Below are 19,572 nucleotides of genomic sequence, written 5' to 3'. Positions count from 1 at the left end.
GCCGCCGGATCCTGCGATCCGGCGGCCTTTGTCATTCATTGCGCGCCGCGGACCGCAGCATCGTGCGGCGTGGCTGATCCATCTATCCAGTCAGCGGCAGAGGAAGTCGACGAGCCCGGCCAGCATGTGGTCGCAGGCCTGCAGCTGCGACAGCTCCACGTATTCGTCGGCCTTGTGCGCCACCGTGATGCTGCCGGGGCCGCACACCAGCACGGGCGTCTGCTGCCAGCTCTGCTTGAAGAGGCCGCCCTCGCTGCCGTAGTCGACCTTGGTGGTGGGCGTGCCCTCGGGCAGCAGCCCGCGCAGCAGGCCGACGGCGGGAGCGTCTTCCGGCGTCGAAAGGCTGGGGTAGCTGTTCTGCAGCGTGACCTCGGGCAGCGGTGCGTCGGCATGCTGGGCCTCGCGCTTCATGCGTGCGGCCAGGTTCTGCAGGATGCGTTCGAGGATCCGCGCCGGCTCGTCCTGCGCGACGTTACGGATCTCGAAGCTCAGCGTGCACTCGCTGGGCACGATGTTGAGCGCACGGCCGCCCTGGATGGTGCCCACGTGCACGGTGGAGTAGGGCACGCCGTAGCCTTCTTCTCGCGGGCCGCTTTCCGCCAGCTCGCGCTGCACCTCGCGCGCCGAGGCCACGAGGTCGCTGGCCATGTGGATGGCATTGACGAACTGCGGCGCCAGGCCCGAATGCCCGGCCTCGCCGCAGCAGACCGCGCGGTAGGCGGCCTTGCCCTTGTGGCCGGTGCCGATGCGCATCAGCGTGGGCTCGCCGACGATGCACAGGTACGGCGCGGGCAAGTGGCCTTCGAGCCGGCGCAGCAGATGGCGCACGCCGACGCAGCCGATCTCCTCGTCGAAGGACAGAGCGAGCTGCAGGGGCCTTTTCAGAGCCCGTTCCGCAGCCGCCACCATGGCGGTGACCGCGCAGGCGACGAAGCCCTTCATGTCGGCCGCGCCGCGTCCGTAGATGCGGCCGTCCCTGTGGGTGGCCTCGAAAGGCGGCGAGGTCCAGGGCTGCCCTTCCACGGGCACCACGTCGGTATGGCCCGACAGCAGCACGCCGGGCACGCCCTCGGGGCCGACCGAGGCGAACAGGTTGGTGCGGCGCGGGTCCTCGGGGTCCGGCGCGCGCGTGGAGGCGATGCCGGCGGCCGAGAGGATCTCCTGCACCGCGGCGATGAGTCCGTCGTTGGGCTGGAGCGAGACGGAGGGAAAGGCGATCAGCGTCTCCAGCAGGGAAACGCTGGAGAGGCTGGAGACGCTGATGGAGCGTTCAGGGGTCATGGTTTTTGCGCGGGTGGCGCGTCGGAGGCCTCCGGCGCCACGGGATGGGGATCGAAGAAGCTGGCCGCACTCATGCCCGGGATGTACTGGTCGGAGATGTAGGCGCGGCAGCGGTCCATGAAGGCCTGGGTCAGCCGCGACTGCTTCATGGGCTTGTAGGTGGCCAGCCCCAGGAGCATGGGGCGGTTCTTGCCGGCCAGGCGCACGCGCACCAGGCGCTTGCCGTCCAGCGACAGGTTGGACTTGGGCCGCACGTTGAAGAGCGCATAGCCGATGCCGTTGGCGGCCATGGAGCGCACCACCTCTTCGGAACGCGAACGCGCCACGATGTTGGGCGTGAGCCCGACGCTGGCGAAAAGCGATGTGAAGTAGTCGCGGCTCATGGGCAGGTCGAGCAGCACGAAGGGCTGCGGTGCGAGCTCCTCGAAAGTGACGGCCTTCTGCTGCGCGAGCGGATGCAGTTCGCTCACCAGCACGTAGGGCGGCAGCGTGGCGAGGCTTTCGAACTCGATATCGTCGTCCAGGCGCAGGTCGTAGGTGAGGGCCACGTCGATCTCCAGCGACCGCAGCTTGTTCATGAGGACTTCCTGGTCGCCCTCCACCATCTGCATCTCGACGCGCTCGAAGGCACGCGCGAAGCCGAAGATGACCTCCGGCGCGATCATGGCCGTCAGCGACTGGAAGCTGCCCACGCGCAGCGGGCCCTGCATCACGTCGCCGGTGTCGGAGGCGATCTCATACAGGCGCGAGGAGCGTTCGAGCACGTCCTGGCACTGGTTCAGCACCAGCGTGCCGATGGCCGTGAGCCCCAGCCCCTTGGAGGGATGGCGCACGAACAGCTGGACGTTGAGTTCGCTCTCGATGTGGGCGATGGCCGCGGAGATCGAAGGGGAGGAGATGTGGATCTGCGCGGAGGCCGCGGCGATGCTGCCGTGCTTGGCCGTCGCGACGAAGTACTCCATCTGGCGCAGGGAAACGCGGTTGAGCATGTCGGTACAGGATGGCGCGCCACGCGCGGCGCGAAAGCGACCGCGCCAGTGTAGCGACACCCCTGCTTCAGAGATTGCCGGGCACACCGAAGCTGGGGGCCGCGCGCGGGTCCAGTGCCCGCGTGATGTAGGCCTCCTGCTGCGGCGCGTAGATCTTCCAAGTGGCGTACAGCGCCTGTACCGGGTCGGATTCGACCCAGTCCAGCCGCAGGTCGACCACGGGCCAGTTCTGCGCTTCGTAGACCAGCAGCCCGGCCGAGTGCACGGGGCCTTCTTCTCCACCGGCCGCCTGGCCGGCCAGCATGGCCTGCATCAGGCGCTCCGCGAGCGCGCCCTCGGCTTTCTCGAAGGCCGCCAGCATGGCCGCCGGCACCTCGCGGTTGCGCAGCATGTTGCCGGCGCAGGCCGCGTGCGTACCCACCACGCTCGCCAGGGTACCCAGCGCGTTTGCCCCGGTGAACACCACCGGCGGGTTGTGCGCGTCGATGGCCATGAGCTGGCGGTAGTCGATGAAGGGCCGCTGCTGCTGCAGTTGCGCCACGGCCTGCGCGGGCGTGTTGCCGGCGGCCATCAGGTCGAGCAGCAGAGGGCCCAGTTCGGGGTCGGTGATGTTTTGGCTGGCGGCGGCGCCCACGCCTCGGCGGCCGCGCACGCAGCGCGACGCCACTGCGGGCGAAGACGAGGCCACGGCCGCACCGAACTGGCCGGTGGCGGGGCAGCGCGCAACGATGGAGAAGGTCATGGCGTTCAGTCGGGGATGACGGCGGTGGCGTCGATCTCCACCAGCCACTCCGGGCGGGCCAGGGCCGAGACCACGATGCCCGTGGACACCGGGAACACGCCCTTGAGCCAGCGGCCGACGACAAGGTAGACGGCCTCGCGGTAGCGCGGGTCGATGATGTAGATGGTGATCTTGCAGATGTCCTGCAGTTCGCCGCCGGCTTCCTCCAGCAGCATCGCGATGTTGGACATGGCCTGCTCGGCCTGCCCGGCGACGTCGCCGATGCACACGCTCTCGGAGGTTTCCAGGTTCTGGCCGATCTGTCCGCGCAGGAACACGGTGCGGCCGCGCGCGACGACGGCCTGGCAGAGGTCGTTGTCCAGCTTCTGTTCCGGGTAGGTGACCTTGGTGTTGAAAGGACGGATGCGGGTGTGCTTCATGGTCGCTGCAGGGGGCTGGGGGCATGAGACGCCGATGGCGCCGGGACCGGCATGGTCGTCGGCGCCGGCCGTTAGCGCCATTTGTTTTTTCCGTGCGACCGTTTAGGAATTTCCGAGCAGCACGCGCGCCGGGGCCCTCGGAAAATTTGAGCCACCTGTACGTAAAAGGCGATTAGGCCGCGGCGGTAAGCCATTCCTATGATCCGGCCCCGTGATGCAGGTGCTGCACACGCAGAAGGTGTGTTGCAGGTGCTTCAGGGCATCTGCAGCCGCAGTACCGGCAGATGTTCAACTTTTACGATCGAGGTTCAATCAATGTTTCGCAAGCTTCTGACTTTGTGCGCGCTCTCCGTCACGCTGGGCGGCACCACCGCCTGGGCACAGGACAACGCGCTTGTGGTGAGCACCTGGGGCGGCAGCTTCCGTGACCTCATCGACGACAACATCGGCAAGGAATTCACCCGCCAGACCGGCGTGCCCGTGAAGTACGTGACGGGCGGCACCATCGACCGCTTGAACAAGGCCAAGCTGGCCTCCAAGCCCGAGAGCGACATCACCTTCACGACCTCGCACGTGGGCTGGCTGTATGTGAACAGCAACCTGTTCGAGCAGATCGACACCGCCAAGATTCCGAACTACGCCAACCTGGTGGACCGCGCCAAGATCAGCCCGTACCACATCGGCAGCTGGGCGTACGTCTACTCCATCGGCTACCGCCCCGACCTGGTGCCCGCCAGCATCAAGCTCGAAAGCTGGAACGACCTGTGGAACCCGGCGCTCAAGGGCAAGCTCAGCGCGCCCGACTTCGACCCCAGCCACATCATCGCGGTGTCGGCCATGCTCTCGGGCGGCGACGCCGCCACCTGGGAGAAGGGCCAGGACAAGCTCAAGGCGCTCAAGCCCAACTTCAAGGCCTTCTACACCAACGACGCCAACGCACAGCAGCTGATCGCCACCGGCGAGACGCCCGTGGAGGTGATCCTGTCGATGAACGCGTACTACATGGCCAGCCAGGGCGTGCCGATCAAGGTGGTGATGCCCAAGGAAGGCGCGGTGCTCGGCGTGGACACGATGGCCATCATGAAGGGCACGACCAAGGCCGACCTGGCCTACAAGTTCCTGAACATCGCGCTGTCGGCCGACGTGCAGTCGAAGATCGTCGCCTCCAAGAAGGCCAGCCCTGTGGTCACCAACGCGAAGGTCTCGGCCGAAGACGCCAAGCTGCCCGGCGTGTTCACTACCAAGGAGCAGTGGGACACCCAGGCCATCGTGATCGACAACAAGCTGCGCGCCGAGAAGACCGCCGAATGGCGCAAGTGGTTCACCGAGAACATCATGAACTGATCCCCCCACGGGGGCATGCAAGCCGGGGAGACCCGCGCGGCCGGTGCCGCGCCGGTCTCCCCGCGACGATCGAGCATCTGAAGAAGAAGTTGTTGTTGATGTTGTTGGGAAGGGCAGGAATGCGTTCCGATCTACGGGCATGGCTGGTATCTCCGGCCGTCATTGTTGCGGCGGGCATCGCCGTGTCGCTGCTGGCCGTGCTGCAGTTCAGCTTCCGCGCCTTCGTGCCCGGCTCGCTGGACGTGGGCGGCCTCACGCTGGAGAACTTCAGCGGACTGACCAAGTCGATCTATCTCGCCGCGTTCGCCAACACCCTGCTGCTGAGCGTGGAGACGACGGTGTTCTCGCTGCTCGTGGCCTATCCGCTGGCCTACGCGCTGGTGCGCGTGCGCAACCGGGCGCTCAAGTCCTTCATCCTCGTGGTGTCGATCACGCCGCTGTTCCTGGGCGAGATCGTGCGCACCTACTCCTGGATCGCGGTGCTGGGCAGCAACGGCTTCATCAACGGCGTGCTGCGCCGTCTGGGCCTGATCGAGTGGCCGCTGGAGCTCATGTTCACGCACCTGGGCGTGCTCGTGGCGCTGGTGCACGTGACCATTCCGGTGGTGGTGCTGATGCTGGCCACGGCCATCTCCCACATCGACCGCGACTACGAGAAGGCCGCGCAGAGCCTGGGTGCGGGCCCGGTCAAGACCTTCCTCACGGTCACGCTGCCGCTGTCGATGCCCGGCATCCTGGCGAGCATCACCACGGCATTCGCCTGGACCTTCAGTGCCTTCGCCACGCCGCAGATGATCGGCGGCGGCCGCGTGCCGACGGTGTCCACGCTGGTCTACCAGCTCGGCTTCTCGTCGATGAATTTCCCGCTGGCCGCGAGCCTGAGCGTGGTCGGCCTGCTGCTGACGGCTGCCGCGCTGCTCGCCCTGGGCCAACTGACCAAGCGCCTGAAGGCCGTCGGAGGGCACTGACACCATGAAGATCAAGAGCGCCCTGCCGCTTCCGCTGCGCATCGCCGGCCCCTTGCTGATCGCCGTTTTGCTGGGCTTCGTGCTGCTGCCGGTGGTGGTGGTCACCATTGCCGCGTTCAACGAGAAGGCCATCCTCAGCTTCCCGCCCGAGTCGTACTCGCTCCAATGGTTCGCGCGGGTGTTCAGCTACCCCGACTTCCAGCACGGCTTCAAGGCCAGCCTGGTCATCACCGGCTGGTCGTCGATCCTGGCGCTGTTGATCGGCACCTGCCTGGCCATCGCAGCGAAGCGGATGGAGTTCAAGGGCAAGCAGACACTGCTGGCTATCCTGCATTCGCCGCTGGTGGTGCCGCACTTCACGCTGGGGCTGGGGCTGCTGATCCTGGTGTCGCAGGCTTCGGTGCAGCGCGGCTGGGGCATCGCCATCCTGTGCCACGTGATGCTGGTGCTGCCCTTCGTGATGCGCAGCGTGTACGTGTCGATGGAGAACCTCGACGAGCGCCTGGAGCAGGCCGCGGCCAGCCTGGGCGCATCGCCGCTCAAGGTGCTGCTGACCGTGACGGTGCCGCTGCTGGCGCCCGGGCTGTTCGGCGGCTGGCTGTTCGCGGCCATCATGTCCTTCAGCGAATTCACGGCTTCGCTGTTCGTGACGACGCAGGACACGCAGACGCTGCCCGTGGCCATGTACAACTACGTGCGCGAGTTCGCCGACCCGACGCTGGCGGCGCTGTCGGTGGTCTACATCGCAGTCACTGCCACCGTGCTGGCCCTGGCCAACTACTTCCTCGGCCTGGGCAAGATACTGAACATCGAAGAGTGACGGAGGCCCTTGCGCACGGGGCAGGGCCGCGGCGTTGACTAGGCCCGCGAACAGGGCCACCATGGTGTGACGCCGCCGATGCCCGATATGGCGGCGCGCCTGTCGAGGCGGCACGGCTCGCATCTGAGCTGTAGGGGTAACTCGAACAGGGCACCCAAGGGCGATCAAGGGCACCACACAGGCCCAGCTTTCAAGGAGCCATCCCATGACCGAAAGCGACAAGCTCTTCGCAGGCTCGATCCCCCGGCTCTACGACACGCTCATGGTCCCCTTGATCTTCGAGGCCTACGCCGCCGATACGGCCGAGCTGGTCGCGGGTTTTTCCCCCAGCGCTGTGCTCGAGACAGCGGCGGGCAGTGGCGTGGTCACGCGGGCGCTGGCGCCCAGGCTGGGCAAAGGCACGCGCTACGTGGTGACCGACCTCAACCAGCCCATGCTCGACTACGCCGCCACCCGTCAGGGCAGCACCAGCAGCATCGACATCGAATGGCAGCAGGCCGACGCGCTCAAGCTGCCGTTCGAAGACGACTCGTTCGACGTCGTCCTCTGCCAGTTCGGCGCTATGTTCTTCCCCGACCGCCCCGCCGGCTATGCCGAGGCGCGCCGCGTGCTGAGGCCGGGCGGGCGCTTCGTGTTCACCGTGTGGGACCGCATCGAGGACAACGCCTTTGCCGACGAAGTCACCAGCGCCGTCGCGGAGATCTTTCCGCAGGACCCTCCGCGCTTCCTGGCGCGCACTCCGCACGGTTATCACGACGTGGCGCTGATCCGCAGCGACCTGAGCCGCGCGGGCTTCACAAGCATCGAGATCGACACGCGCGAGAAGACGAGCCGCTCATCACCCTCGGCGCGCGACGTCGCCACCGCCTACTGCCAGGGAACGCCGCTGCGCAACGAGATCGAGGCGCGCGATGCCGGGGCGCTGCAGGCGGCGACGGACCGCGCGGCGCAGGTCATCGCCAGCCGCCATGGCGAAGGCCCGGTGGCCGGCAAGATCCAGGCGCATGTGATCGTGGCGGCGGCGTAGGGCGCAAGCCGCGCGGGTGTTGCCAGCCCCGCGACGCAGCCGTTGAGCCAACTGCGGGTACAAACTGCAGTTCCCCCGATCTCGCTCGTCGCTCATCTTCAAATTCCAATGTCCAGCCTTCCCCACAGCCCTGCCGCCGACCGCAACAAGCAGCCGATCCTCGATGCGTTGACCGGCATCCTCGGCGAAGAGGGCGCCGCCCTGGAGATCGCATCCGGGACCGGCCAGCACGCAGCGTGGTTCGCGGCGGCGTTGAGCAAGTGGACCTGGCAGCCCACCGACGCAGACGCACGCATGCTGCCCGCAATGGCAAGCCGCGTCGCGGAGGCCGCGCTGCCCAATCTGCGCGCGCCGCTGCTGCTCGACGTGATGGCGCCCCGATGGCCATCGGAGGGCTTCGCTTTCGCAGCAGTAGAAGAAGAAAAGCAGTTCGACGCGATCTTCTGCGCCAACATGCTGCACATCTCGCCCTGGGCCACATGCGCCGCGCTGATGCAGGGGGCCGCGCGGCATCTGCGCGACGGCGGGGTGCTCATCACGTACGGTCCCTACATCGAAGAGGATGTGCCCACGGCGCCGAGCAACATAGCGTTCGATGAAGACCTGCGCGCGCGGAATCCTCAGTGGGGCATTCGGTGGCTGAAGGATGTGGCCGTGGAGGCGCGGAGGGCGGGGCTTGTGTTGCGGGAGCGGCATGCGATGCCGGCGAACAATCTGCTGCTGGTATTCGGCCTTCAAAGATGAAGTGCGAGCCAAGCACAAGGGCACGGTGCATCTCGCGGCCAACACTGGCCGACAAGACGATCTAGGCGGAGCTCCCACCGCACGCAGCTATGGCTGACTGCAGGCTATGCACCCAATAGCCATCGAGTCCCGTTTCGGGACAGTCGCGAGCAATTGCTTGTAACGCTTCCAGCAACCTCGGGCTCGCAATCTTCTCCGCGGCTTTCAACTCGTACACGCGGCACTTGGCGTTCAGATGCTCTGACAGATAGTCGATCACCCTTGTATCGCCTCGCTCCGCTAACCCTACCAACGCCTCCCCGCGCACTTCTTCGTGATGGTCGTGCAGGTTCTTCCAGAGTCGGTCGCGAATCTGAGGTGTGTCTGCTTCCTGGGATGTTCCCAGCCCGAAAGTGGCCCAGTCTCGAACGTCGTCGTCGGGGTCGTGGGCGAGCTGTAGCAACGCTTCTATGGCTGCAGGCTCGGGGTACCGACCCAACGTGACTGCAACAGTCCATCTGAGTTGCTTGTTGCTGTGTGATGCAAGCTGCACCAGCTCCGGCAATGCTTGAGGATGCGGTCGGTGGCCCAGACCCGAGGCCGCGGCGCATACCACTTCTTCGTGCGGGTCATGTAGCCCTGCAAACAGCAGTGCACTTGTCGCGTTCACTGCATATTCGATGCTGCCGAGATCGGCGTTGTGCGTGCGCTTTTGCAGTTGAGAAGCGATGTAGAGGCCGAGAGCCCTTCGCCTCCAACTGGCATTGCGCGACAACTTTTGAGCCAACTCAAGTGTCTGCATCGATCCGCGCTGCTGCAGCTCGAAAATTGCGCGCGAGTGCCGATCACTGCCCCAATGGCGCAGTGCGACGCGAACCAGCTGCCTCCGGGTTCGCGTTTTGTTGGCGCTTCTTGTTGTCTTCTTCATGCGACGGATGTTATCTGTCCATATTGACGCCTGCAGACGCAATTCCCATTGGCCGCTCCGCGCGCACCGGACCCGCCGTCCAAGTTTCGTGCACCCCCGTGCATCGATCACGATGTTTCACTTTTGAAACGCGTGCGCGTGTCTTCTTCGCTCGGCGGGGCGTTTAAAGTTCGAGCCCGGTGCGCCGAGTGCGCACCGATTTCATTTCAATCCATTCATCCACCGTCCCACCAAAGAAAGACACCCGTTTTGAACAAGACCGACCTCATCGCCGCCATCGCCACCGACACCAACCTGAGCAAGGCCGACGCCTCGCGCGCGCTCGACTCCGTCATCGACAACCTGTCGCGCGCGCTGGCCAAGGGCGACACGGTGCAACTGATCGGCTTCGGCACCTTTGCCGTGGCTGCCCGTCCCGAGCGTGAAGGGCGCAACCCTTCGACCGGCGAGAAGATGACCATCAAGGCCAGCAAGGCGCCGAAGTTCACCGCCGGCAAGGCGCTGAAGGACGCGGTCAACGCGCCCGCCGCACAGTAAGCAAGCAAGAAAAAAGACCCAAAAGACCCGGAAGAGGCACACGCAGGCCTCTTTTCCACACCTCCCTCCGTGGCGCCCGCGCAGCAGTGCGGGGTCGCGGAGGGGCGGCATCTTCAGGAAACCGTCGCATTCCGCGCTAGAGTTCGTGCAGGTTCACGAGCCCAGCCATCCGACATGTACGACGCGCCTGTGCCGACGCCCCCATCCCCCACCACATCGCAGCAGTGGCTGCTTCGGCTTCTTTCGATAGGGGCCTGCCTTCTGTTCATCGGCTGTGCGAGCCCTTCGGGGCCGCGGCAGGGCGGTGGCCTCGGGCCCGTCATGGGCGGCACCAGCACGCTGACGCCCGAGCAATCGAACAGCATCGCGATCCATGCGCTCGGCCTCGTGGGCACGCCGTACCGCTACGGCGGCAACACGCCGGACGGCGGCTTCGATTGCAGCGGGCTCATCGGCTACGTGTACCTCAACAGCGTGGGTGAATCGCCGCCTCGCACGGTGGCACGCATGACGGGCTTCGGTGCCCCGGTGCCGATGTCGGAGCTCCGCACCGGCGACCTCGTGCTGTTCGGCTCTTCGACGCCCTCGCATGCGGGCATCTACGTGGGCAATGGGCGATTCGTGCATGCGCCTTCGACTGGCGGCGTGGTCCGGCTCGACCGGCTCGATGGCGTGTACTGGTCGCGCCAGGTGGTTCAGGCGCGGCGGCCTTGAGGCAAGCAAGCATGTCGACAGCATCGTTCACCCTCACTCCGACCGACTTCACACGCTTCCAGAAGGTCGTCGGTCGCCGCCTCGGCCGCAAGCCGGGTTTGTCGTCCACCCTGTTCATGTTGCGCGCGGCGGTATGGATGGGCGTCGGATTGACGGTCGCGGCGTTTGTGCGCGTGTTGGACAACTACGCCGAGCTGCCACACCTCCGGTTCATGGCGTACCTTGTTGTGATCGTTTTCTTGCTGCTGATATCGCTGCCCCATGTTTCCCAGGCTATCTGGCGCAAGCACATGCTCGCCCCGAATGGCACGTTTCTGTCGCCCCAGACTGTCAGCATCACGGACAGCGCGCTGACGATCCAGTCCGCAACGATGCGGTCAGAGCTGCTATGGGCGGGCTTCATGGCTCGCGAGGAAGACGATGCGAACCACTATCTCTTTACCGATGCAATGCAGGCGGTCGTGCTTCCTCGCTCCGCCGTTGCGTCGTTTGCCGACGAGTTCGAGCGCCTGACTTCGCATCTGAAGAACAAGCACTGAGGTGAGGGCTCTGCTTCGGCTGACTTCGGCCTCAGCTGGCCTTGCCGCGCACGCTCTTCTTGGTCGAGCCTTCCGCACGCGGGCTTGCCGCACTCGCCGCACCGCCACCATTCAACTGCTCGACCCACGACAGCGCATCGACATACGCCATGAACCGGTTGAGGTACTCCGGCGACATGTCGCGCATGAGCGTGAGCGAGCGGTGCACGAGTTGGTGCGAGTTGAGCGGGCCGGCGTTCTGGGGCACTTTCGCCAGCGACTGGTTCAGCCGGCGGTCGGCGCTGAGCCTGGACCAGGTGCTCTTGAAGTAGCGGATCGACTTCAGCTCGGCGGCTGGCGCAGGTGCAACCGAAGGGGACGACCGCGGGCGGGGCGCTGCCTTGCCCGGTGCCGTTGTCTTCGCTGCTGCTATTGCAGATACATCCGCGGGAACATCATCTGCAGCCGGCGCGTGCCTGGCGATGTGCTCGATGAGGTCCGCGAATGCGTCGCGCTCGGGCTGCACCTGTTGCTTCGTGATCTCCGCCGCTTTGGCCTTCTCCAGGTCCTCGCCATACACCGCAAGCAGCGCGATCACCTTGTCGTCGACGATGCGCCGCACTTCGCCATCGAGCGCGGCCGCGCGCCGGGCCATCGCCTCGATGACGCGAAAGCGCACGGGGTCGAAGCGCTGGTCGCCACGCGCGAGCGCCGCGGCGACCATGGCGCCGGTGTCGCGGGTGGTGACTGCCTCCTGATCAGTCACGAGGCTTTGCGCTCGCGTTGGATGAAGGGCGCGGTGCGGGCGCCATCTCCACACGGCGGTTCTTCGAGCGGCCGTCCGCGTCGGCATTCGACGCCACCGGCTGTTCGGAGCCGAAGGCGGCGGCGAAGATCGCCGACGAGGGCACGCCGGCTTCGATCAGCGAGCGCGTCACGGTCAGTGCGCGCTGTGCCGACAGCTCCCAGTTGTCCGCGAACTGGCGCGCGTTGTCGCGCATCTGCCGGTCGTCGGTGAAGCCGCTCACCATGAGGATCTCGTCGCGCGACTTGAGGTACGTGGCCAGCGGCGCGGCCAGGCTCTTGAGCAGTTGCTTGCCCTCGGGCTGCAGCTCCGCCGAGTTGAAGGCGAACAGCACGCTGCCGCTGATGCCGATGCGGCCGTTGGTCAGCGTCACGCGGCCGGCGGCAAGCGGCGCCGCCAGGGCCTGCTCGAGCGTTTGCAGGCGCTTGGCCTCGGCCTGCCGCTGCTTCACCTCGGTCTCGAGCTTCGAGGCCAGTTCCAGCTGCATGCCCAGCGCGCACACGAGGATGAGCACGAAGGCGCCGAGCAGGCCGGCCATGAGGTCGCCGAACACCGCCCACACCGGCACGCCGGGCTCGTCGAAGCCGGCCTCGATGTCTTCGCGGGTGCCCATCATGCTTCGCTGTCCGCGGGCGCCTGCTGCGGCTGCTGTTGGTGCTGCTGTCGCTGCCTCATGGCGATCTGCTGCATGTCCTCGACGATCTGCTTCTGCGACATGATGCTCAGGTCGATCACTTCGCGCGCCTGCGCGACGTAGTAGGCAAGCTGTTCGTCGCTGCGCGAAATGGACTTGCTGAGCGCGCCTTCGATGCGCTGCAGGTGGCCCGCGAGCTTGTCGTTCGACTGGCTGAAGAGCTGCACCGCGAGGCCGAATGCTTCACCCAGGCTGGCCACTTCGACGGCGCTGCCGGCGATCTGCGCGGCAACGGCGCCCATCCTGTCGGACTCGGCCTCGGCCTTCTCGGTGAAGCGGCTGCCGACGCGCTCCAGCATCTCGGCCGATGCAGACACCAGCGTGTCGATGGCCGCGCGCTGTTCGGTGGAAGCGTGGTTTACCGCGTCGAGCAGGGTGGAGAGGGTTTCGAGGATGCGGCTGCGCTCCTCCAGCATGGTGTTGTCGCGCGCCATGCTGTCGGCGAGCTTCTGGCGCAGTTCCGTCACCACCTCGGCGGCGGCGCGTGGCGCTTCCGACGCGGCCTGCAGCAGCTGCGCGATCTCGGTGACAGTGCTCTTCGCGTGCGCCTCGGTCTGCGCCGACATGTCGCGCGCGGTCTGGGCCATTGTGTCGAAGAGCTGCTGCTGCTGGCTTGCGTTGTGCGCGTTGGCCTGTTGCCATTCCTGCTGCAGCGAGGCGGCCATGGCGCCCAGCGATTGTGTCCATGCCGCAAGGCGCTCTTCGTCGCGCGACGCCATCTGCGACATCGCATCGGCCGCGGCCTGCGGTGCCTCTGCGGCGGCCTGCAGCAGCCGCGAGATCTCGGCGACGGTGTTCTTCGCGTGCGCCTCGGTCTGCGCCATCGTGTCGCGTGCGGTCTGCACCATCGTGTCGATGAGTTGCTGCTGCTGGCCCGCGTGGTGCGCATTGACCTGCTGCCATTCCTGCTGCAGCGACGCGGCCATGGCGGTCAGCGATTGCGTCCAGGCGGCGAGGCGCTGTTCGTCGCGCTGCGCCATCTGCGACATCGCGTCGGACGCTGCCTGCGGCGCTTCGGCCGCGGCCTGCAGCAGCCGGGCGATCTCGGCGACGGTGCTCTTCGCATGCGCCTCGGTCTGCGCCATCGTGTCGCGTGCCGTCTGCGCCATGGTGTCGAGCAGTTGTTGCTGCTGGCTCGCGTTGTGCGCGCCGGCCTGCTGCCATTGCTGGTGCAGCGCGGCGCCCATGTCGGCCAGCGATTGCGTCCAGGCCGAGAGGCGCTGTTCGTCGCGCGCCGCGAGTTCGGCCTGCAGCTTCGCATGCGCCCGGTCCACGGTCTGCAGCAGCGATGCGGTGTGCTGCTCGAATGCGGCAGTGGCGGAGGTGAGGGCCTGGTGCGCATCGCCCGACAGCTTCTCGCTGACCTGCTGGTGCCGCGCGAGCGCGTCGCCCCAGGTTGTGGACACGCTGCCGACGGTGCTTTCCAGGCGCGCGGAGACGCTGTCGACCAGCGTCGCGGAGCGCTGCTCGAAGGTCTGCGCGAAGTGGTCGTGCGAGCCGCGCACGTCCTTCGACAGCGCCTCGGTGGTGTGCTGGTGCTCGGCGAGCGCGGTCTTCCAGGTGTCGGCCACGCGGTCGGTGGTGGTTTCGAAGCGGCTGGAGAGGCCGTCGAGCTGCTGCTGCACGGTGTTCGAGATGGTCTGGTGCAGCGCGGCCGTCTCGCGCGCGATGCCGGCCATGGTGGCTTCGACCACGGGCTGGATCGCGGCGCCGGCGACGCGCGCGCTCTCGGTCAGGCTCTGCTTGAGCGACTGGTCGACGGAAGAAGCGAGGCTGCCGTACACGGCCTCGGCCTTGCTGTGGAAGCTGTCCTGGCTGGCCGCGAGCCGGTCGCCGAGCGCCTGGTTCTGCCGCTCGATGGCCTGCACCATCGCCTGCAGCTGGCCGACCAGCTCGGGCATGGCATGGGCCTGCTGCTGCAGCAGCTTGAACGACTCTTCGCGCTGGTGCGTCTGCGAGAACACGCGCAGCACGGTGGCGATCTTCGTGTCGAGCACCTGGCCGGCCTGCAGCCGCTCGCGGCGGCTCAGCGCCGAGGCCAGGCCCAGCATGGCCGATGCGGCCACGCCCGCCACCGAGGTGCCGAAGGCGAGGCCCAGGCCCTTCACGGGCGCGGAGAGCGAATCGCGGATGGTCTGCAGGTCGGTCGAGCTTTCCAGCGCGAGGCCGGTGCCACGGAGCGTGACCACCATGCCGATGAAGGTGCCCAGCATGCCCAGCAGCACCAGGAAGCCGGCGAGGTAGGGCGTGAGTGCGGGGCCCGGCAGGCCCACGCGCTCGCCTTCGATGCGCAGGCGCACGGCGTTGCGCAGCGAGGGATGCAGCCGGTCGAGCCAGGTGCCCAGGCTCTCGGGCGGGGCCGAGAGCTCGGCCGCGGCCTGCGTGAGGCTCGTCGTGGCCTGCTGGAAGCGGTGCAGCTCCAGCGCGCCCATGATGTAGAAGGCGCCGATGATCAGCGTGACGGCCAGCGCCAGCGGGTTGGTGCCGATGTATCCGGCGCCCACCCAGCCCACGACGGCAAGGCCAGCGACAAATACGGCGTAGTGGAGGAATCGGGTCATGAGGTCCTGGTGGCCTGGGTGCGAAGGGCGTCGAGCAGCCCTTCGACCGGTTGGAATCTGAAGTCCAGTTCGGCGAGCAGCACGTCCTGGGCGTCCTTGCGGAACACGTCCAGCCACTCGTCGGTGGGCTGGGCACTGTGGGGTTTGTCGTCTGTTTCGGAGGCTTCAGCCTCGGCATCGGGCGCTTGTTGCGCCTCGGCGGCCTTGCGCAGCCGTTCGAAGTGCCGCTCGAGGATGCCCGGCACGGCCGACAGCAGGCTGTATTCGCGCGCCTCGAGCACCTGCGCCATGACCACGTCCACCGAAGCGAGCCGGGCCATGGCCGGCGATTTGACCGCCATGGCTGCGCGCAGCTTGCCGCGCAGCGAGCCCACGCCCGCTTCCATGGCCTGTTGCCGGGCCAGGTAGCGGCGCTTGTAGGGGGTGAAGTCGGAGGCGGCCTCCTTGCCGGCGCCGAAGGTGTTGTCCTCGACGATGGCATTGGCCAGCGCGGCTTTCACGCGCTGGCATTCGCTTTCCTCGTTGTTGCGGGGCGCGCGGAGGCCGGTTTGCGGCGTTGCCGGAGCACCGTCGAGAGCGGCGGACAGCGAGATGGCGTCGGTCCAGCCGAACCACTGGCTCAGCCGGTCGGCGGTGGGTTGCGCGGGCTCCCGGGCGTCGACGTTGGAAAGCCTTGAAAGCAAGCGAATGAGCGCCGAGCCGTTGAAACCTGTGCGCCTTGAAACTTGCTCCATGCCCCCTGAAAGCGCCCGAATGCGCGTGGTCCGAAAAACCCGGCAGTCTACAACAGGGCCCTCTGTCCGAGCCCTCCCGCCGGGCGCCGCGAGTCCCCGGCTATGTAACGAAATGCCAGTTTTTTCATCATGTGCGCGTGGAGCGCGGCGAAGTCACGTGCTCGGGCCGCAGGCCCAGCCCCACGGCCCGCGCCGGCAGCCTGCGCAGCAGCGGCCAGCGCGCGAGCAGCCGCAGCGCCAGGGGCAGGCGCCGTGGCCCCGCAGCCGGCCTGCCGTCGAGCACGGCCATGAGCACGCGGTCCTGTATGAAGCGCTGCACAGCCTGGGTGACCTGCACGGGCAGTTCCCTGCGCCGCTGCAGCTGGGGCAGCAGGGCGTCGATTTCCTTTTCGCTCGCGTCGCCGGCCAGCGCGGCGGCCAGCAGGTTGGCGGCGGCCACCGCGTCCTGCACGGCGAGGTTGATGCCGACGCCGCCCACCGGCGACATCGCATGCGCGGCGTCGCCGATGCACAGCAGCCCCCGGCACGACCAGCTCTCGAGGCGGTCCACCGTCACTTCGAGCAGCTTCACCGAATCCCAGCCGGGCAGCGCCGAAGGCAGCCTGTCGGCGAGGAAGGGCGCGATGCGGCCGATCTCCTCGTGGAAGGCTGCGATGCCCCGCGCCTGCAGCGCGTCGTGGCCGCCCTTGGGGATGACGAAGGCGCACTGCCAGTAGTCGCCGCGGTTCAGCGTCACCAGAATGCGGCCGCCCGCGATGTGGCCACCGGTGGACGACGGGTCGCTGGCGAGCCTGGGCACGGCCATCCACAGCACGTCGATGGGTGCTCCGTAGCTGATGTGCGGCAGGGCGGCGGCATCGCGCAGCGTCGAATGCCGTCCGTCGGCCGCCACCACCAGCGAGGCGTGCAGCTCGACCTCCTGCGGCTGGCCCGCGCGGCGGCCGCGCCGCACCTTCACGCCGTTGACGCGGCCCTTGTCCTGCAGCAGGCCGACGGCCTCGGCGTCGGTCCAGAGTTCGAAGCAGGGGTAGCGCCGGGCCTCGTCGCACATGAAATCGAGAAACTCCCATTGCGGCATCAGCACGAGGAACTTGCTGTGCGAGGGCAGGTGGGTGAAGTCGGCCACCGGCACGGTGCGGCCTTCGAAGGTGCCGCGCAGTTCGTCGATGCGGTCGTGCGGGCGCTGCAGGAAGGCTTCCAGCAGGTTCAGTTCGTGCAGCACTTCGAGCGTGGACGGGTGCACGGTGTCGCCGCGAAAGTCGCGCAGGAAGTCCAGGTGCTTCTCCAGCACGACCACGGGCACGCCGGCGCGGGCCAGCAGCAGGCCCAGCACCATGCCGGCGGGGCCGCCGCCTGCGATGCAGCAGCGTGGCGTCGAGGATGCGGGCGCTTGGGTGGCTTGTGTGTCCATGGCTCCGATCGATCGATCCGGTCGCGCCGCGGACGGCGTGGCCTGTGTTACACGGCGCCGCCCAGTGTGCCGGGCCCAGCCCGGGTTCAGCCCGGATTTAGCCCGGATTCAGGGCTGCGCGAAGGTGACGCGCTGGGCGATGAGCACGCCGTCGACCACGCGGTCTCCGACGACTGTCACGCGCTTGCCGTTGCCCAGGTCCGCGGCGGTGCCGTTTTCGAAGATGGTAGCGGAGCCGGCGGCATTCACGCGCTGGCCGCGCACCATGAAGTCGGAAGCCGACTGGTAGCCGGCGACGGGGCCGATCACGGTGAACGACGCTGGCCCGCCCATGCCGGGCACGTAGCGGACGCGCAGCTTCTTCGCCACGAGCACCTGTCCCGAGAGGAAACCGTCGACCTCGACCTTGACGCCATTGCCGATGGCGCCGGCCTGGCCGCCGGGTATCTGGGCGTTGCGCGCGTCCACCTTGTTGCCCAGCACGCGGAAGTCGCCGAGCGAGACGAAGTCGGTGGCGACGCCCGCGAGCTGCAGCGCGATGCCGTCGGCGGTGGGAATGGCGTACCAGCCGTTGACCGTGGTGGCGGTGAAGCGGTCGGCCACCGGCGCCACGGTGCCGCGCACGCGCACGATGGCGCCTTCGGCCAGGCTGGCGGTGTCGAGGCCGGGGCCGAAGTCGACGGTGAGCAGGCCGAGCGTGAATTGCCGGCCGGCAAGGTCGAGGTTCTGCACGGTGCCGGTCGCCAGCGGCTCGGCGGAGGCCGGTGCGACGTGGACGCGCGTGGCGCGCAGCGTGCCCGGCGCGGCGGGCAGGCCCCAGACCTGGATCACCGCGCCGTCGAGCAGGTCGGCCGGGCCGCTGGCGTCGCCCCAGACGGTGGCGTTGTCGGTGGTCACGCGGCTGCCCATGACGGTGAAGCTGCCGCTTGCCAGGTCGATGTCGGAGACCGCGCCGCGCAGCTCGGCGGCCGAGACCACCTGCGCGGCAGTGCCGCTGGTGAAGTTGGCATCGACCTTGCCGGCGATGCGCGCGCTCATGCCGATCTGCAGTTCGGTCGTGTCTTCGAGGCTGAAGGTGGCGCTGTCGGTGTTGTAGCGCAGCCCGTTGAGGATCACGCTGCCGAGGCCGTCCGCCGCGCCGATGCCGGCGGCGTCCGCGCTCACGCCGGTGCCGCCCGAACCCACGCCGGAGCCATCGCCGTTGGTGTTGCCGGCGGTGCTGGTGCCGTCGCCGCCACTGCCGGTGCCTGCGCTGCCGCTGGTACCGCCTGTGTCGCCCTGGGCGCCGGAGCCGCCGGTGTCGCCGCCACCGCCGCCGCCCGTCGCCGTCGAGGTGCCGGAGCCGGCCATGCCGGCCGCGCCCAGGCCGGACGCACCGCTGCCGCCGCCACCCCCGCCTCCGCAGGACAGGAGCATGGCGATGCCGCCCGCAAGCAGCAGGCCGCGCAGGAAGCGGTGCGCGAGCCGGAAGGAGGGAGCGAGGGTGAGGATCGTGTTCATCGTGAGGGCGGCCCGCTCTTCTTCGGCGTGGCTTCGTCGTCTTCGTAATAGGTATAGATGCCGACGCGGATGCGCGCCTTGCTGCCGGCGGGCGCGCGCTCGACGGCCCCGGTCATCTCGCGGGCCAGTTCGTGGTGCAGGCCGGCCCAGCGCTCGCGCGCGAGGAGCTGGATCTTTTCGCAGTCTTCCAGCGTGAGGCCCCGCGCGTACACCGCGCGCTCGAGCACGCGGGGCGATTCGCCCAGGGTGTTGGAGACGGCCGCCAGCAGGTGGTCGCGGCCGTTGTCGCCCATGAAGGCGAGCATCGACTGCAGGTCTTCGACCGGCACGAAGCCGTCGGCCGTGAGCTCGGCCGTGCCGTTGTCCTCGGCCACCATGTTCAGGCGCACGAGTTCATCCAGGATGGTGCGATGGTGGATGTTGCCGCGGCTGGCCAGCCGCGCCACGCGCTCGAAGGAGGGCGCGTCGTCTTCCGTGGTGACCGGCAGGCGGCGCAGGGCCTCCTGCTCGGTGGTCAGCTGCAGCCACAGCGTGAAGGTCTTGGCGGCGGCCGAGAGTTCGGTGTGGGGCAGGGGGTCGACGGTGGCGCGGACCTTGGCGGTGACGGCCTTGCGGTTCAGGCCGGTGGTCACCGAGATCTGGCTGAGGTTGGGCCGCTTCACGCCCTGCTGGCGCCAGGAGCGCTGCGCCTCCTCGATGAGCAGGTCGCGCAGCAGTTCCTCGAGGTGCGGGTGCTTGACGCCCATGGCAAGCGCCAATCGGACCACGGGACGAAGGATGCGAGCGCAGGCTGCGAGGGCCCAATCCAGCCGGTGTTCCATGAATGCGGTCGTTGCTCCTGGGTTCGTGGGTTCTTG

At 67.7% G+C, this 19,572-nt stretch carries 20 protein-coding genes; 8 read left to right on the top strand and 12 right to left on the bottom strand.

Going from position 1 to position 19,572, the window contains the following annotated elements:
• Window positions 1-90 precede the first annotated feature (90 nt).
• The 4 genes from argE to ACHMXA_RS26050 form a co-directional block, all read right to left on the bottom strand.
• Entirely contained in the window at window positions 91-1,281 is a 1,191-nt protein-coding gene (gene argE, locus ACHMXA_RS26065) for an acetylornithine deacetylase (protein WP_395316899.1), read from the bottom strand.
• Entirely contained in the window at window positions 1,278-2,270 is a 993-nt protein-coding gene (locus ACHMXA_RS26060; RefSeq protein WP_395316898.1) for a LysR family transcriptional regulator, read from the bottom strand. Before ACHMXA_RS26060 ends, argE begins: the two co-directional genes overlap by 4 nt.
• Window positions 2,271-2,337: 67 nt before the next feature.
• Window positions 2,338-3,012, bottom strand: a complete 675-nt coding sequence (locus tag ACHMXA_RS26055; protein ID WP_395316897.1) for a DUF1028 domain-containing protein — start codon at window positions 3,010-3,012, stop codon at window positions 2,338-2,340.
• A 5-nt stretch (window positions 3,013-3,017) separates the two neighbouring features.
• Window positions 3,018-3,431, bottom strand: coding sequence for a RidA family protein (locus ACHMXA_RS26050; protein WP_019656931.1), 414 nt, complete (start codon window positions 3,429-3,431; stop codon window positions 3,018-3,020).
• A gap of 315 nt (window positions 3,432-3,746) precedes the next feature.
• Between ACHMXA_RS26050 and ACHMXA_RS26045 the strand changes: the two genes are divergently transcribed.
• From ACHMXA_RS26045 to ACHMXA_RS26025, 5 genes are all read left to right on the top strand, one after another.
• A complete protein-coding gene (locus ACHMXA_RS26045; RefSeq protein ID WP_395316896.1) occupies window positions 3,747-4,775 on the top strand; it encodes a PotD/PotF family extracellular solute-binding protein in 1,029 nt (342 codons plus the stop codon).
• 119 nt (window positions 4,776-4,894) lie between these two features.
• Window positions 4,895-5,743: an ABC transporter permease gene (locus ACHMXA_RS26040; protein ID WP_395316895.1), complete on the top strand. Its 849-nt coding sequence runs from the start codon at window positions 4,895-4,897 to the stop codon at window positions 5,741-5,743.
• Window positions 5,744-5,747: 4 nt separating this feature from the next.
• Window positions 5,748-6,563, top strand: coding sequence for an ABC transporter permease (locus tag ACHMXA_RS26035; protein ID WP_395316894.1), 816 nt, complete (start codon window positions 5,748-5,750; stop codon window positions 6,561-6,563).
• A gap of 205 nt (window positions 6,564-6,768) precedes the next feature.
• Complete coding sequence (locus ACHMXA_RS26030) at window positions 6,769-7,590, top strand: class I SAM-dependent methyltransferase (protein WP_395316893.1); 822 nt, start codon at window positions 6,769-6,771, stop codon at window positions 7,588-7,590.
• A gap of 108 nt (window positions 7,591-7,698) precedes the next feature.
• On the top strand, window positions 7,699-8,334 hold the full coding sequence (locus ACHMXA_RS26025) for a DUF938 domain-containing protein (RefSeq protein ID WP_395316892.1): 636 nt from the start codon (window positions 7,699-7,701) through the stop codon (window positions 8,332-8,334).
• A gap of 61 nt (window positions 8,335-8,395) precedes the next feature.
• Here the strand turns inward: ACHMXA_RS26025 and ACHMXA_RS26020 are convergent, their stop codons facing one another.
• Complete coding sequence (locus tag ACHMXA_RS26020; protein WP_395316891.1) at window positions 8,396-9,241, bottom strand: HEAT repeat domain-containing protein; 846 nt, start codon at window positions 9,239-9,241, stop codon at window positions 8,396-8,398.
• Between the two features lie 249 nt (window positions 9,242-9,490).
• On the opposite strand from ACHMXA_RS26020, the gene ACHMXA_RS26015 reads away from it, so the two are divergent.
• From ACHMXA_RS26015 to ACHMXA_RS26005, 3 genes are all read left to right on the top strand, one after another.
• Window positions 9,491-9,778, top strand: coding sequence for an HU family DNA-binding protein (locus ACHMXA_RS26015; protein WP_176662881.1), 288 nt, complete (start codon window positions 9,491-9,493; stop codon window positions 9,776-9,778).
• 174 nt (window positions 9,779-9,952) lie between these two features.
• Window positions 9,953-10,492 (top strand): C40 family peptidase, encoded by a 540-nt coding sequence (locus tag ACHMXA_RS26010; RefSeq protein WP_395316890.1) that lies wholly within the window; start codon window positions 9,953-9,955, stop codon window positions 10,490-10,492.
• 11 nt (window positions 10,493-10,503) lie between these two features.
• The gene (locus ACHMXA_RS26005; RefSeq protein ID WP_395316889.1) at window positions 10,504-11,031 is read left to right on the top strand and encodes a YcxB family protein; all 528 of its coding nucleotides are present in this window, start codon (window positions 10,504-10,506) and stop codon (window positions 11,029-11,031) included.
• A 31-nt stretch (window positions 11,032-11,062) separates the two neighbouring features.
• On the opposite strand, the gene ACHMXA_RS26000 is transcribed toward ACHMXA_RS26005, so the two are convergent.
• The 7 genes from ACHMXA_RS26000 to ACHMXA_RS25970 form a co-directional block, all read right to left on the bottom strand.
• The gene (locus ACHMXA_RS26000; RefSeq protein WP_395316888.1) at window positions 11,063-11,776 is read right to left on the bottom strand and encodes a DUF2894 domain-containing protein; all 714 of its coding nucleotides are present in this window, start codon (window positions 11,774-11,776) and stop codon (window positions 11,063-11,065) included.
• Window positions 11,769-12,431, bottom strand: a complete 663-nt coding sequence (locus ACHMXA_RS25995) for an OmpA family protein (RefSeq protein WP_395316887.1) — start codon at window positions 12,429-12,431, stop codon at window positions 11,769-11,771. Before ACHMXA_RS25995 ends, ACHMXA_RS26000 begins: the two co-directional genes overlap by 8 nt.
• On the bottom strand, window positions 12,428-15,070 hold the full coding sequence (locus ACHMXA_RS25990; RefSeq protein WP_395316886.1) for a DUF802 domain-containing protein: 2,643 nt from the start codon (window positions 15,068-15,070) through the stop codon (window positions 12,428-12,430). The genes ACHMXA_RS25995 and ACHMXA_RS25990 overlap by 4 nt, the downstream gene beginning before the upstream one ends.
• Window positions 15,067-15,804, bottom strand: a complete 738-nt coding sequence (locus ACHMXA_RS25985) for a DUF3348 domain-containing protein (RefSeq protein WP_395316885.1) — start codon at window positions 15,802-15,804, stop codon at window positions 15,067-15,069. The genes ACHMXA_RS25990 and ACHMXA_RS25985 overlap by 4 nt, the downstream gene beginning before the upstream one ends.
• Before the next feature lie 127 nt (window positions 15,805-15,931).
• Window positions 15,932-17,215, bottom strand: coding sequence for an FAD-dependent oxidoreductase (locus ACHMXA_RS25980; RefSeq protein WP_395316884.1), 1,284 nt, complete (start codon window positions 17,213-17,215; stop codon window positions 15,932-15,934).
• Window positions 17,216-17,323: 108 nt separating this feature from the next.
• The gene (locus tag ACHMXA_RS25975) at window positions 17,324-18,715 is read right to left on the bottom strand and encodes a DUF5666 domain-containing protein (protein WP_395316883.1); all 1,392 of its coding nucleotides are present in this window, start codon (window positions 18,713-18,715) and stop codon (window positions 17,324-17,326) included.
• Window positions 18,712-19,536: a DUF6502 family protein gene (locus ACHMXA_RS25970; RefSeq protein WP_395316882.1), complete on the bottom strand. Its 825-nt coding sequence runs from the start codon at window positions 19,534-19,536 to the stop codon at window positions 18,712-18,714. The genes ACHMXA_RS25975 and ACHMXA_RS25970 overlap by 4 nt, the downstream gene beginning before the upstream one ends.
• Between the last annotated feature and the right edge of the window lie 36 nt (window positions 19,537-19,572).

This window comes from Variovorax sp. UC74_104, assembly GCF_044055375.1.
Classification (GTDB): Bacteria; Pseudomonadota; Gammaproteobacteria; order Burkholderiales; family Burkholderiaceae_C; genus Variovorax.
Note: the sequence above shows the minus strand (reverse complement) of the source record. Positions and strands in the feature narration are given on the sequence as shown.

What these genes read in the sequence shown, in the direction of transcription:
- argE (WP_395316899.1), bottom strand. Translation starts at nt 1,281, where the DNA reads ATGACCCCTGAACGCTCCATCAGCGTCTCCAGCCTCTCCAGCGTTTCC.
- ACHMXA_RS26060 (WP_395316898.1), bottom strand. Translation starts at nt 2,270, where the DNA reads ATGCTCAACCGCGTTTCCCTGCGCCAGATGGAGTACTTCGTCGCGACG.
- ACHMXA_RS26055 (WP_395316897.1), bottom strand. Translation starts at nt 3,012, where the DNA reads ATGACCTTCTCCATCGTTGCGCGCTGCCCCGCCACCGGCCAGTTCGGT.
- ACHMXA_RS26050 (WP_019656931.1), bottom strand. Translation starts at nt 3,431, where the DNA reads ATGAAGCACACCCGCATCCGTCCTTTCAACACCAAGGTCACCTACCCG.
- ACHMXA_RS26045 (WP_395316896.1), top strand. Translation starts at nt 3,747, where the DNA reads ATGTTTCGCAAGCTTCTGACTTTGTGCGCGCTCTCCGTCACGCTGGGC.
- ACHMXA_RS26040 (WP_395316895.1), top strand. Translation starts at nt 4,895, where the DNA reads ATGCGTTCCGATCTACGGGCATGGCTGGTATCTCCGGCCGTCATTGTT.
- ACHMXA_RS26035 (WP_395316894.1), top strand. Translation starts at nt 5,748, where the DNA reads ATGAAGATCAAGAGCGCCCTGCCGCTTCCGCTGCGCATCGCCGGCCCC.
- ACHMXA_RS26030 (WP_395316893.1), top strand. Translation starts at nt 6,769, where the DNA reads ATGACCGAAAGCGACAAGCTCTTCGCAGGCTCGATCCCCCGGCTCTAC.
- ACHMXA_RS26025 (WP_395316892.1), top strand. Translation starts at nt 7,699, where the DNA reads ATGTCCAGCCTTCCCCACAGCCCTGCCGCCGACCGCAACAAGCAGCCG.
- ACHMXA_RS26020 (WP_395316891.1), bottom strand. Translation starts at nt 9,241, where the DNA reads ATGAAGAAGACAACAAGAAGCGCCAACAAAACGCGAACCCGGAGGCAG.
- ACHMXA_RS26010 (WP_395316890.1), top strand. Translation starts at nt 9,953, where the DNA reads ATGTACGACGCGCCTGTGCCGACGCCCCCATCCCCCACCACATCGCAG.
- ACHMXA_RS26005 (WP_395316889.1), top strand. Translation starts at nt 10,504, where the DNA reads ATGTCGACAGCATCGTTCACCCTCACTCCGACCGACTTCACACGCTTC.
- ACHMXA_RS25995 (WP_395316887.1), bottom strand. Translation starts at nt 12,431, where the DNA reads ATGATGGGCACCCGCGAAGACATCGAGGCCGGCTTCGACGAGCCCGGC.
- ACHMXA_RS25990 (WP_395316886.1), bottom strand. Translation starts at nt 15,070, where the DNA reads ATGACCCGATTCCTCCACTACGCCGTATTTGTCGCTGGCCTTGCCGTC.
- ACHMXA_RS25985 (WP_395316885.1), bottom strand. Translation starts at nt 15,804, where the DNA reads ATGGAGCAAGTTTCAAGGCGCACAGGTTTCAACGGCTCGGCGCTCATT.
- ACHMXA_RS25980 (WP_395316884.1), bottom strand. Translation starts at nt 17,215, where the DNA reads ATGGACACACAAGCCACCCAAGCGCCCGCATCCTCGACGCCACGCTGC.
- ACHMXA_RS25975 (WP_395316883.1), bottom strand. Translation starts at nt 18,715, where the DNA reads ATGAACACGATCCTCACCCTCGCTCCCTCCTTCCGGCTCGCGCACCGC.
- ACHMXA_RS25970 (WP_395316882.1), bottom strand. Translation starts at nt 19,536, where the DNA reads ATGGAACACCGGCTGGATTGGGCCCTCGCAGCCTGCGCTCGCATCCTT.